The sequence below is a fragment of the Streptomyces sp. NPDC058864 genome (assembly GCF_042742985.1).
Lineage (GTDB): Bacteria > Actinomycetota > Actinomycetes > Streptomycetales > Streptomycetaceae > Actinacidiphila.
On the sequence record NZ_JBHYMQ010000040.1, the window covers coordinates 62,601 to 74,585 of the forward strand.

General features: G+C 68.9%; 9 protein-coding genes and 1 pseudogene. 6 read left to right on the top strand and 4 right to left on the bottom strand.

Features of this window, described 5'->3' with window-relative positions; genetic code table 11:
• The first annotated feature begins 378 nt into the window (after nucleotides 1-378).
• Both ACFW3D_RS26555 and ACFW3D_RS26560 read left to right on the top strand, forming a co-directional pair.
• The gene (locus ACFW3D_RS26555) at nucleotides 379-1,647 is read left to right on the top strand and encodes a DUF6777 domain-containing protein (RefSeq protein ID WP_500507832.1); all 1,269 of its coding nucleotides are present in this window, start codon (nucleotides 379-381) and stop codon (nucleotides 1,645-1,647) included.
• Nucleotides 1,648-1,720: 73 nt separating this feature from the next.
• The gene (locus ACFW3D_RS26560; RefSeq protein ID WP_500507834.1) at nucleotides 1,721-2,143 is read left to right on the top strand and encodes a Shedu anti-phage system protein SduA domain-containing protein; all 423 of its coding nucleotides are present in this window, start codon (nucleotides 1,721-1,723) and stop codon (nucleotides 2,141-2,143) included.
• 248 nt (nucleotides 2,144-2,391) lie between these two features.
• Here the strand turns inward: ACFW3D_RS26560 and ACFW3D_RS26565 are convergent, their stop codons facing one another.
• Nucleotides 2,392-2,625, bottom strand: coding sequence for a DUF397 domain-containing protein (locus ACFW3D_RS26565; RefSeq protein ID WP_500507836.1), 234 nt, complete (start codon nucleotides 2,623-2,625; stop codon nucleotides 2,392-2,394).
• Between the two features lie 280 nt (nucleotides 2,626-2,905).
• Here ACFW3D_RS26565 and ACFW3D_RS26570 point away from each other — a divergent pair, with 280 nt between their 5' ends.
• Both ACFW3D_RS26570 and ACFW3D_RS26575 read left to right on the top strand, forming a co-directional pair.
• The gene (locus tag ACFW3D_RS26570) at nucleotides 2,906-4,963 is read left to right on the top strand and encodes a TPM domain-containing protein (RefSeq protein WP_500507850.1); all 2,058 of its coding nucleotides are present in this window, start codon (nucleotides 2,906-2,908) and stop codon (nucleotides 4,961-4,963) included.
• 39 nt (nucleotides 4,964-5,002) lie between these two features.
• Nucleotides 5,003-5,716: a PspA/IM30 family protein gene (locus ACFW3D_RS26575; RefSeq protein ID WP_500507838.1), complete on the top strand. Its 714-nt coding sequence runs from the start codon at nucleotides 5,003-5,005 to the stop codon at nucleotides 5,714-5,716.
• 333 nt (nucleotides 5,717-6,049) lie between these two features.
• On the opposite strand, the gene ACFW3D_RS26580 is transcribed toward ACFW3D_RS26575, so the two are convergent.
• The 3 genes from ACFW3D_RS26580 to ACFW3D_RS26590 are packed head-to-tail and all read right to left on the bottom strand — an operon-like array spanning nucleotide 6,050 to nucleotide 9,989.
• Complete coding sequence (locus ACFW3D_RS26580; protein ID WP_500507840.1) at nucleotides 6,050-8,287, bottom strand: protein kinase family protein; 2,238 nt, start codon at nucleotides 8,285-8,287, stop codon at nucleotides 6,050-6,052.
• On the bottom strand, nucleotides 8,287-9,129 hold the full coding sequence (locus tag ACFW3D_RS26585) for a hypothetical protein (RefSeq protein ID WP_500507842.1): 843 nt from the start codon (nucleotides 9,127-9,129) through the stop codon (nucleotides 8,287-8,289). Before ACFW3D_RS26585 ends, ACFW3D_RS26580 begins: the two co-directional genes overlap by 1 nt.
• A gap of 17 nt (nucleotides 9,130-9,146) precedes the next feature.
• Entirely contained in the window at nucleotides 9,147-9,989 is an 843-nt protein-coding gene (locus ACFW3D_RS26590; RefSeq protein WP_500507844.1) for a vWA domain-containing protein, read from the bottom strand.
• Nucleotides 9,990-10,444: 455 nt separating this feature from the next.
• Between ACFW3D_RS26590 and ACFW3D_RS26595 the strand changes: the two genes are divergently transcribed.
• A complete protein-coding gene (locus ACFW3D_RS26595; protein ID WP_500507846.1) occupies nucleotides 10,445-10,834 on the top strand; it encodes a hypothetical protein in 390 nt (129 codons plus the stop codon).
• 477 nt (nucleotides 10,835-11,311) lie between these two features.
• Nucleotides 11,312-11,907: pseudogene (locus tag ACFW3D_RS26600) on the top strand (IS5 family transposase); the annotation flags it as partial.
• Nucleotides 11,908-11,985: the final 78 nt, after the last annotated feature.

The following is an 11,985-nucleotide window of genomic DNA, read 5'->3' on the forward strand; positions in this document are numbered from 1 at the left end:
CACTCCCCCGGCAAGGGTGCACATAATGGAGTCGGAGGGCGCACGGGAATCGACCTCAATTCCCGATGCCCTACGTCTGGGGAGAGTGCCGTGAGTTCCATACCTCCTCCGCCCGAACGCCCCACCGGCCCTCCGTCCGGACCGCTGTCCGGCCGGCCGTCGGGAGAGCACCCGCCGGTGACGCCGGGGCCCCCGCCCCCACCGGCGGCGCCGCCCCCCGGCCCGCCGCCACCGGGCCCGCCGCCCCCCGGCCCACCGGGCCCGCCGAGCGGCGCGGGGCGCGGCGGCGAACCCGGAGAACCCGGCCGCCACCGCGGACCCCCCGCCCCGTGGTGGCGGGCCCGCCGCACCCTCGTCACCGCGGGCACCGCGCTGGTCGTGGCGGTCGCGGTGATCTTCGCCTTCTCGTTCCTCGGCGGCACCAAGGGCGGCGGCGAGATCTTCCTGCAGAACGCCTCCGCGGCGGGCCCGGACCCGTTCACCCCGTCCACGGCGGGCGAGCCGGGCACCGCGGTCACCCCCACGATCACCCCCAACGAGTCCTCGGCCCCGGGCGGCACCCTCAAGGTCAGCGGCGCCCACCCGGGGCTCTACAGCGGCAAGCAGAACGAGGCCGCCTGCGACGTCGAGAAGCAGATCGCGTACCTCACCGGCGACCAAGCCCGCGCCAAGGCCTTCGCCGACACCCTGAAGGTGAAGCAGCAGGACCTTCCCGCCCGCCTGCGCGCGCTGACGCCCGTTCAGCTGAACTGGGACACCCGTGTCACCAGCCACGGCTTCAAGGACGGCAAGGTCACCGGCTACCAGGCCATCCTCCAGGCCGGCACCCCCGTCATGGTCGACGACCACGGCGTCCCGGTCGTCCGCTGCACCTGCGGCAACCCGCTGAGCGCGCCCGAAGCCGCCAACGGCATGCCGACGTACAGCGGCCGGCAGTGGGAGACCTTCCGCGCGGCGGGCCTGGTGGCGGTCGTCCCGTCCGACAAACCGATGAAGACGCTCACGCTCTACGACCAGGACAGCAAGCGCTGGTTCGAGCGCCCCAGCGGCAACGTCGAGGGCAAGCGCGACCAGAAGGTCGCACCCCCCAAGGGCCGGTCCTCCGACTCCACGGCGCCGGTGCTGCCGTCGCCGTCCACGGGCTCGCAGCTGGAACCGCCGGGCACGACGGCGCCGCCGCCGAGCGAGGAGAAGAAGCAGGAGGAGCCCAAGTCCCCCGGCACGCAGGAGCAGTCGCCGGAGAAGGGCAAGGAGGAGTCCCCGAAGAGCGAGGAACCGAAGAGCGAGGAACCGAAGAAGGAGGAGTCGCCGAAGAAGGAGGAGCCGAAGTCCCCGGGCACGCAGGAGGAGTCCCCGAAGCAGGAGCAACCCAAGTCCCCCGAGCAGCCGGAAAAGCCGGAACAGCCGAAGACCCCGGAACAGCCGAAGACGCCCGAGCAGCCGAAGACTCCGGAGCAGCCGGAAAAGCCGGAACAGCCCCAGAAGCCGCCCTCCGAGCCCCAGCAGCCGGAACAACCCCAACAGCCCGAGCAGCCGCCCGCCCAGCCCAAGTCCTCGAACGGTGACACGGGCGAACAGCCCCAGCAGCAACAGCCGCCCGCCCAGCCCAAGTCCGTCCCGCCCAAGCCCGCCCCCACGTCCGGCTGACGCCCCACCGCGAACGGCCTCGTCCCCACCCGGGGACGGGGCCGTTGTCGGACCTCCCTGCGACCATCCCCGCATGCTGTACGACACCGTGGTGGCCGAAGCCCGCAGGAACGACGCGTTCGACGACGTACGCGCCGCCGCCCTCGACCGCGCCCGCTGGCTCGTCGACCTCCTCGAACGCGGCCGCGCGGTCCACCGCGCGGTCTCGCAGACGCAGAACTACCTGCGGACCTTGGACGAGCGCAGGGAGTCCATCCTCGCGCGGTACGGGGTCGACACACGCAGGGCCTCCGCGACCGTCGTGATCGGGCATCCGCAGTACGTGAGTGACGGGGTCACGCCCCAGCAGGTTGCGGAGACGCTGCGGACCTACAACACGCACATGGCGCGTATAGAAGTGATCACCTTCGAGACCCTGCTGGAGTCCGCGGAGCGGATGCTGGCGCTCTCGACGCCCGACCAGACCTCCGGCGACATCGAAGGACACACGGCATGAGCGACGGCTCTCCCGCGATCGAACCGCGGTGGCGCTGAACGAGCACGGCGGGGAACTGGTCTACGCCCAGCGGCGGGGGGACAGGACCGGCGCCGGAGGGCGAACGCTGTGCAGGCATGAGGCTGTCAGTGAACCCGGCCGTCGAAGCCGGATCCGAATGTCACGGACGCGGTATGCCACACGCATCGACGGCCGGCAAAAGGTCCTCAACCGCCGCTCATGGGCGGGTGCCCGGATCGCGGCGGACTCTAGCCGAATTCGCCGTCACGTACGCCCGCTCGAAACGCCGCCCACTCCTCTGCCGTGAAGCGCAGCGGCGGCAGTTCCCTGTTGTGCGAATCACGCACGGCAACCGCGCCGTTGCCGAGGTCCGCGATCTCCACGCACGTCTTGTCCCACCGGTTGCTGTGGCTGCTCCTCACCCACTCCGCGTCAGCCAGGTCCCTCGCGTACAGCTCGGTCTTCTTGGCCGCGTCCGTCATGGGATCTCCTGTTGCTCTCGGAGGACGTTCTTCCCTCAGCATCACCCTGATGGCCCTGGTGTGCACCTCGCCCTCCCGGTCGGCTGTGGGCCCCGCCGGCCCGCAGGCACGGGCCCTCTCAGGCATGCGCCCCAGCCCGGGGCGGTCGCGGTCGCGGTGGGTCAGAAGGGGTAATACCCTCACAAAGGTGAGGCCGCACCGGAGCCGAGAACCGTTGCACGGAGGCGTTCGCACCTCGCACACCCTGCGTACGGCGTATGCCCTCATCAGCGCGCTCGCGATGCTGTGCTTGCTGGTCCTGGCCGCCGCGGACGCCCGAGCCGACGAGCCGATCGCACTGTCGCGGACCGGTCAGATCACCGACAAGGTGGACGCGCTCGGCGACCGCAAGGGTGCCGTCGCGACGGCACTGAAGGATCTCGACGACGCACACCGCGTCCAGCTCTATGTCGCGTATGTGCGTGACTTCTCCGGCCGCTCCGCCCAGAACTGGGCCGACGCGACCGCCGATCGCAACGGCCTCGGACTGAACGACACGTTGCTGGCCGTGGCCACGCGCGACCGGCAGTACGCGTACTCCGTCGACCAGGACTCACAGCTGACCGACGCCCAGTTGCGGGACATCGCGCAGACCGCGGTCGAACCGGCGCTGCGGCAGAGCGACTGGGCGGGGGCAGCCATCGGCGCGGCAGACGGCATCGGCGCGGTCCTCGCGGGCAGGCCCGTACCCACTCCGGCGATCACCCCGGGCGCGGCCGACCCCGGTGGCACCTCCGGCGACAGGGTCACGAGTGGTCTGGTTCTGCTGGTCGTGGCCCTCGCAGCCGTGCTCGCCCTCTGGTACGTGTCCGCCCGGCGCAAGCAGCGCTCCGGGACCCGCACCACCCAGGGCTGGGGAACGCCGCGCTCGAGCGAGGGAGGCCGGGGCGGGCGCGGTGAACAGGTCGTTCCCTTGCCCGAACTCGACCAGCGGGCCAGGGAGCTGCTCGTCGAGACGGACGACGCGGTGCGCACCAGCACCGAAGAACTCGGCTACGCCACCGCCCAGTTCGGGGAAGCGGCGGCCGCGCCCTTCGGTGAGGCCCTTCGGTACGCGGGGTCGGAGCTCACGGCGGCCTTCCGGCTGCGGCAGCGGCTCGACGACGCGATGCCGGAGGACGACGCGGCCAAGCGCCGCATGCTGGACGAGATCATCGCGCGCTGCACCGAGGCCAATCGCCGGCTCGACGCGGAGGCCGAGGGCTTCGACCAGCTTCGCGCGCTGGAGCAGAACGCGCCGCAGGCGCTGGAGCACGCCGAGGCGAAGCTGCGGGACATCACCGGCCGCACCGACACCGCGCAGGCCACGCTCACCGAGCTCGGAACCCGGTACGCGCCCACCGCGCTCCAGCCCGTGACGGGCCATGTCGAGCAGGCCAGGGACCGGCTCGTGTTCGCCGCAACGCAAGTCGGCCAGGCCCGCGAGGCCGTCGTGGCGGACGAGGGCGGCACGGCCGCGGTGCATCTGCGGGCCGCCGAGGGCGCGATCGACCAGGCGGGCACGTTCGTGGACGCGGTCGGCCGGCTGGCCAAGGAGCTCGCGGAAGCGGCGGGCAAGCTGCCCGGCGCGCTGACGGAGACAGAAACCGACCTCGCGGAGGCACGGGGCATGCTCGTCGGCACCCCCGAGGGCATCTCCACTGCCGACCTGCACGGCCGAATCGCCCGCGCCGAGTCGGTCGTCAACGAGGTGCGGACGCAGATCGCCGCGGGGTCGTACGATCCGATCAGCGTGCTGCGCCGCGTGGAGGAGGCCGACTCGGCCCTCGACGACGCCCTCAACGGAGCGCGCGCAGACGAGGTGAGCAACCAGAAGGCCCGCGTACTGCTCGACCAGGCCCTGCTCACGGCGCGCAGTGCGGTGGGCGCGGCTTCGGACTTCATCACGACCCACCGGGCGGCGGTGGGCAGCGAGGCCAGGACGCGACTGGCCGAGGCACAGCGGCACCTCGAACTGGCGCAGGACTCTGGGGATCCCCCAGCGGCGCTCACGGAGGCGCAGCGGGCGGATGCGCTGGCCAGGGCGGCGCAGCAGCTGGCCGAGGGGGATGTGCGCGGGTACGGCAGTCCGTACGGCGATGCCATGGGCGGCCGCCGCGGGGGCGGCGGCATGGGCGGTGCGGTGCTCGGCGGCATCCTGCTCGGGGAGATCTTCGGCGGTATGGGCCGCGGGGCCGGCGGGGGCATGTTCGGCGGGGGACGCGGTGGCGGTTTCGGCGGCGGGTTCGGTGGGGGCGGCCCCGGCAGCTTCGGCGGCGGAGGGACGCGCGGCCGGAGGGGTGGTGGCGGCAGGTTCTGAACGGCAACTCGGGGAAAGCGAGAGCGAGAGGTTGGCCCCATGACCAAGCAGACGATCCTCGGCCGCGTCGCACAGCTGGCGAAGGCGAACATCAACGCCCTGCTGGATCAGGCGGAAGACCCGCAGAAGATGCTCGACCAGCTGATCCGCGACTACAGCAACAACATCAGCGAGGCCGAGCAGGCGGTCGCCACCACCATTGGCAATCTGCGCCTCTTGGAGCAGGACCATCAGGAGGACGTGGAGGCGGCCGCGGAGTGGGGCACCAAGGCGCTGGCCGCCAGCAGGAAGGCCGACGAGCTGCGGGCCGCCGGTTCGGGCGCCGAGGCCGACAGGTTCGACGACCTCGCCAAGGTGGCGCTGCAGCGGCAGCTTCAGTCGGGGCGCGAGGCGAAGGACGCCGAGCCGACGATCGCGATGCAGCGGGAGGTCGTCGACAAACTGAAGTCCGGCCTCGACCGAATGAAGGTCAAGCTGACGGAGCTCCACTCGAAGCGCGACCAGTTGGTGGCCCGCGCGAAGACCGCCCAGGCACAGAGCCAGATGCTGGACGCCGCGCAGAACATCAACGTCCTTGACCCGACAACCGAGTTGAGCCGCTTCGAGGAGATAGTCCGCCGCGAGGAAGCGACGGCACTCGGCCAGCAGGAACTCGCCGACTCGTCACTGGACGCCCAGTTCGAGCGCCTCGACACCATGGGCGACGCGGCAGAGATCGAGGCGAGGCTGGCCGCCCTCAAGGCCCACGCCTGATCACCTGCTCGCCTCCAGGTTGAGGAAGCCGCCGCTTTGGCCGCCGTGGGGCCCATCACTCAGTCACGGCTGAACCGAGCAACGGGGGAGGCAGGATCGGCCGAATACATGGCCCACCAGGTAGGCACGCCTTCGCGCAAGCCCGAACCTCGAGCAGGATCCGAACCCGCGCACACGGCTCCGGAGGCCCCGTATGTCTCACGCGTTTCAGCAGGTCAACCTGTCGCCTAGGGGCTGACAGCCGGCCACGGTCCACGAATGGTCCACGCAGCTCCCACTGATGTCAGCCGCCGTACGCAGTCTTGGCAAGTGGGCAGATGCTGATGCGGGGGTTCAGTGCCCCGTCACCACGAACTTGACGTATCTCCCGATGCCGAGCGTACGCCGGGTCTCTGCCCGGGTGGTGGCGAGCTCGTCAGTGACCCGGACCCGTTCCGCCTCGGCACCGGTCAGCTGCTTCTGGCGTTGCAGCAGCTCAGCCCGCTTGCGCTGGGACTCCACGCTGCGCTGCTGACGCTCCGCGGTGAGTTGCTGCCGTTCGTCGGACGTCCGCCTCTGCAGGGCGTCCCGATCCTGCTGGGCCTTGCCCTCCACCTGCTTGACCTCCGCCTTCCACTGTGCCCGCTGCGTGGCGATCTCGGCGCGGATCTGGGTTAGCTGCTGCTGGGGCAGCACGGTGGGTGCCGAAGCCCGGGCTCGTTGTTCCAAGGACGTGCGCCAGTCGTTTAGGGCGGTTGCCCTGGCTTCCCCAATGCCGGAGACACGGACCCGCTGGCCGCTAGGGCGGACGAGGTATGCGATGCGGCTTCCGTACGACTGGTTCTGACTGAAGGCCACCCCGGTGAAGTCGGCCGCGGTGCGAATGCCAGAGTCGACCAGGGCCGTGATCGTCTTAGCGCCCATATTCTGGAGGTTGCGCGCGTCGTGGATCGATGTGCTGCGCAGTTTAGTGTCGATATGCGCCCTCACCGTGGGCTCCAGCGCCTTATCGATCAGGCTCTGTTCCTTCGCGGGCAGCCCCGCGATCCGCATCTGGACCTGAGTAGTGCGGCGGTTCAGCTCCATGGTGATGCGGGCCAGCCCGTCCCGGAGATCGGTCTGCAGGGCCTGGATGCGCTGGTCGGCGCTCGCGTTTTCTTTGGCAGTGGCGTCGTCCAGCTTGCGGATCTCCTGCTCCAGGCGCCTGTGGGCGCTCGCCGGATTCTTCAGCTCGCGGGCGCGTCGACGCAGGCCGCGCACTCGCTGCCGCGCGACCCGATACTCGGGTCTGAGGCGTCGTCCTAGGCCGATGATCGCGGCGGAGATGACCAGGGCGGCCCCCTGGGTCACCGGGAGATAACCCTGCGGCTGGAAAGCGCCGACCGCCAGCACTCCAGGGGTGGCCGAGCCGAGCAGGGCGGTGGCGGCCACGGCAAGGTCGCCGGGGCGGCGCCTGGAGAAGCCGGAGGACGGGGGTGGAGAGGGTGTCGTGCTGCCGGCAGTTGCGATGTGGCCCGCCAGCCAAGCTGGGATCGCGCCACCGGGCGACGCCTGCGGAGTTGCTGATGTGACAGTGACTGGGGCGGCTTTGCGTACCTTCCAGCTCTGGCTTGTCGCCGACCGCTGTGCAGGCAGGGTCACGGCGTCGGCCGTCAGGCGGGGAAGCGTCGAGCAAGGTTGAGTGAGGAAGCCTTGGATTCGGGCGGCCAGGATACGGACGCGTTCCTCGGGGTGTCCGAGCAGCAAGGGCCAGGCCAGGGATGTCGCAGGGTCCTTGAAGTCGGACTCGGAGAGGATCAGGTATTCGCCCTGGCTCTCGTGGAGCTGGCTCCACAGGCCGGGGTCCGCGGCGACCGCGACTAGGGAGAAGTAGATGAGCCAGGCTGAGAAGCGGTCCATGGCGGGCCCGAAGTCAGCGGCCGTCCGGGTGGGTGATTGGTAGTTGCGTTGGCCGTTCTCCGCTGCCACCTGGCCCTTGAGCGCGGGCACGTACATGCCGTCATAGTCGACGAGTCGGAGCGTGCCGTCGGTGGCAACCAGGATGTTCCCATGCTGCAGGTCACCGTGGGCGATCCCGTGATCGTCCAGGTCGCCCACCACCGCCAGAAAGCGGTCGGCGACGGTTTGGACGGCAGTCGTGTCCTGGCGGTGGCGTTCGATCCACGAGACGAGGTCGGTGCCCTCCACCCAGGCCATCTTGACCACCGGATACCAGTCGCCCACCGCCAGGACGCCCTGCTCAAGGAACTCAAAGCTCACCGGCCACGGCTGGCTGAGCGTGCCGGTGGCGAGGGCCCGGAGGGCGGTGCTGATTGCGGCGTACCGCGTGCCGATGGTGGAGGTATCCCGGGTAAAGCACTTCAGCGCGTAACGTTGTCCGTTTTTGGCGGTGATGGAGAAGACGCTGGCGAAGTTGCCAGAGATCGCCTTGGGGCCGAGGACGGGAGTCTGTTGGACGGTGCCGTGCTTGAGGTCGGAGTCCCGGAAGCAGAGCTCGGGATGCTGCAGGGCCTCCGCGTAGTTCGCGCCTGTGGGGAACTTCCTGACCCCTCCAGTTCCGGTGGCGGAACGACCGCCACGGGACATCGCCATCACGTCTCCGCTCTCACCCTAAGTGTGATTAGAGTTACGTCGTCGTTGCGCATGAGCCCCCGCGCGCGTTGGTCGTTCACCCACTCGCCGAAGGATTCCTCTCCGAGCTCCGCGAGTATGGCAAGCTGTGTCCCCGGCGCGGACGACTCGTGGCGCGGGGAGAGCAGCCAGGCCGCCAACGCGTCGCTGGCCAGCAGGATTTCGTCCCCCGGCATCAACGTGCCGTGTGCGATCGACAGCCGCTCCGCGACCAGCGCACTATCGTGGTTGCGGCTGCCCAGGAGCTGCGGCGTGATACCGAAACCATCGACGTTCTCAATGGGGAACGCCCGCAGCACCGAACCCTCTCGTAAGTGGAATAGGCAGCTGTCGCCCAAGGCGAAAGCGTGCCACGACCATTCGATGCTCTCGTCGCCGAGGAGAATGGCCCGTACCTCCGCACCCACGACGGTCGCGAACGCACCCTTGTCTAGGCCGGGTTGCTCATACCAAGTAATGGGCCGCCCACGGGCAGCGCGCTCGGCCTGGTACCGCTCCAGATATGCGTCCCAGCGTTCCGCGGACCGCCGCATGAAGTCGCCGACGAACCCGTCCACGTCCTCCCACCACTCGTGCCCCAGGGACATGGACTCCACGACGTCCTCCACCAGTCGCCCGGCCCACGCACCGGCGAGCAAGCTCTCCGATGCTCCGTCAGAGACCGCCGCGTAAACCGGCACGACCGTGCGCCCGTGATGGTCCGGCCGGGGATCACCAGGCCACCACACCAGTCCGGCGTCCTCGCACTCCTCGATCCTGTTGCCGGCCTTGGGCACCCGCAGTTGCCGGAATTCCGGCAGCACCGGGACGTCCCCCATGGTCAGCGCAGCTCTGTGGCGCGGGTGCCGATGTCGAGGAACTCCACAATGGAGGTGATGTCGGCGTTGTACACGAAGCCCCGCGTCGACTCGCTGACCCGGTGGCCCTGTGAGGCCGCGTAGGAGCGCATGTGGCTGGGCAGGACGCTCGACATCTGGAACAGCAGCCGCGAGTACGTGTCCGGCAGCCCCTCTTCGCTGTCCGGGAAGGTGACGGCTGCACCGTTGCTGCCGGAGACGTGCAGGTTGAACAGGAGTACCGCTCCGTCGGCCGTGGCGTGTGAGGCCAGTGCGATGGCGGCGCTCGTGGGGTCGCCGTCGGTGGACTCACCATCGGTGAGGTTCAGCACGATGGGCGGGAAGCCGCTCGGGTGCGCCTCGACCCAATTCGCCACCAGGGTATCCGCGTAGCCGAGGGCGCGCGTCATAGGTGTACCGCCGTTGGTGACCGGGTCCATCCACACGGGGAACTGGACCGATGTCTCGACCAGTCCGCCGGCGCCGTCGGGCACCTTCTTGGTACGGCTCTCGACCCGGGCCGGATTGTTGGCGACCTCGCTCAGCGGAACGACGTCGCGCCCGGCCAACGCCCCTTGGAACGCGGAGCCGACGTGATTGTGCCCGTACCCGATCACCGCCACGTGGAAGTAATCCCGTACGCCCTCTTCTTTGGCGCACTTGACAGACAACTCGGTCAGCAGCCGGTTGATCGCGTCGGACACCACCTGGGCCCGTTGCTGAGAGACCTCACCACTGCCCATGGGGTCGCTCATCGAGGCGGACTGGTCGACGAGGAAGATGAAGCAGCCCGGGTTGGTCCGGCTGATCTCTGCGGTGTACGGCACCTGCCGCCCCCTTGTTCATCTACGCAGACAAGCGGGAGGCCAGCCGATGTCATGCGCCCGCCCCCAAGGCGATCACCATATCGAATGAACAGCATTTTCACAGGTGCTTCACGAGCTTCTTCGGCCCGGTTCCCGCTCCGCAGCCCGTCATTGGTGAGCCTGTGGGGCTCGAAGGCCTTCCTGCATGCGATCCGCTCGACCACGTCTGTCGGCGGCTGCTCCATCAGCACCGGCCAACCTTACGTGACTTCGGCCGCAGTGCTCTTGAGAACCCTCGTGGCGCGAGCCGCCCTGAGTGGAATGATCTCGCACCCACCGCGAGCAAGAGAGGCCCTTGACCAGGTCACATGGCCGAGGCTCGTCGTGTTGGGCGGGCCTACTCGCGACTGGGACTCGAAAGTGCAGTCCAGTTTGCCTCTGTTCGGCCTGCGCACATGTCGCTACTCTGCGTGGCCATGGGGAAAGTGGTGCGTCTGTACTGGGGCTACGTATCAGTTGCAGCAGTGATCGTTGCATGGAGCCAGCAATGGGCGCTGTCAGTCATTGTGGCTCTGTCGGTAGGGGTCTCGGCCTACGCCTCCTTCCAGGTACCGGTCTGGTGTGGAGCGGTCAACCGAGATGGGCGGACCTACTGTCGCAACAACGCCTACGGCATCCTGATGGGGTGCCGGAATCGCCAACATCGCTGGCAGAAGCTCAAGATGATTGTGCTCCGAAGCAAGGTCGGAGACGTGAGCCGCGCGGTCTTCCCAACGCCGAAAGAGAAGTTCAATGCTGTCCTGGCTGTGGGGGGTCTGCTCTCAGCTATCGCAGCAGTGATCGTCCCCGTCGTGACAGGCGGTTGATGTTACACCCCGGTCCCATCCCGTCTGCCGCCAGCCCACGCACCGTTGAGCGGACGTCGCACCTGGCCTCTGCTCGGAGCTAGACGTCCTAGCGTCGAGGGAGAACCATGGCGATGGGCCGTAGGAGGCAGCGGCGCATCGTCGCGAAAGTTGCGATTTGCCGCCGGCGGCTACGACGTGGGCGAGAGGAGCGCAGCCGCCTGCCTGGTTGCTCCGGAGGCGCCTTACCTTTCAGACAAGATCGCTAGTCAGGATCCCGTAGATGGCCGAGTCGGCTAGTCCCCGCCGAGATCGGCGGTCCGGTTGGCCTTGGCCATCTGGAACCTGAGTCCCGGACAAGGTGGCCATCACCGGCATCGCCGACCGTCTGAACGTCCGTCCTAGCGTGGCAGTCGCACGGCCCCTACCACGTGGTCGGCGGCATGGTGCTCCTTGATTAGAAGTCATCTCAATTGGCTGGTTCGGTAGTGTGCGGGCGTGGGGATCGTTGAGCGGCTGGTGCCGGATGAGTTGTGGGCCTTGTTTCAGCGGGTGGTGCCGCCTGCACCGACCAGGCCGCAAGGCGGTGGCCGGCGACGGCACGGGGATCGGGAAGTGCTGGCGGCCATCGTGTTCGTGGCGACGTCGGGGTGCACGTGGCAGCAGTTGCCCACACCGTCGTTCGGGCCATCGGGCGCGACCGCTCATCGCCGGTTCACGGAGTGGACCAAGGCCCGAGTGTGGGCGAAGCTGCACCGCCTGGTCCTCGACGAGCTCGGCTCACGCGGTGAGCTGGACTGGAGCCGGTGCGCGATCGACTCGGTGAACATGCGGGCCCTGAAAGGGGGGACCTGACAGGCCCGAATCCTGTCGACCGGGGCAAGAACGGGTCGAAGATCCACTTGATCACCGAAGGCTCCGGTCTGCCCATCGCCATCGGGATCTCGGGAGCGAACACACACGACAGCCAGGCACTGATTCCCCTGATCCGCGGCATACCGCCGATCCGCTCCCGCCGCGGACCGCGTCGGCGCAAGCCCTCCAAGCTCTACGCGGACAAGGCCTACGACTCCACTCGATGGCGTCCCTTCTTGTGGTGTAGCCGATCATGTCGGGGGTGTGCGCCGGGGTGTACCGGCTGTGTAGCCTCCGCTCCCTGCCCATGAGGCGGG

Coding starts and splice junctions, on each gene's coding strand:
- ACFW3D_RS26560 (WP_500507834.1), top strand. CDS start 1,721: ATGCTGTACGACACCGTGGTGGCCGAAGCCCGCAGGAACGACGCGTTC.
- ACFW3D_RS26565 (WP_500507836.1), bottom strand. CDS start 2,625: ATGACGGACGCGGCCAAGAAGACCGAGCTGTACGCGAGGGACCTGGCT.
- ACFW3D_RS26570 (WP_500507850.1), top strand. CDS start 2,906: ATGCTGTGCTTGCTGGTCCTGGCCGCCGCGGACGCCCGAGCCGACGAG.
- ACFW3D_RS26575 (WP_500507838.1), top strand. CDS start 5,003: ATGACCAAGCAGACGATCCTCGGCCGCGTCGCACAGCTGGCGAAGGCG.
- ACFW3D_RS26580 (WP_500507840.1), bottom strand. CDS start 8,287: ATGGCGATGTCCCGTGGCGGTCGTTCCGCCACCGGAACTGGAGGGGTC.
- ACFW3D_RS26595 (WP_500507846.1), top strand. CDS start 10,445: ATGGGGAAAGTGGTGCGTCTGTACTGGGGCTACGTATCAGTTGCAGCA.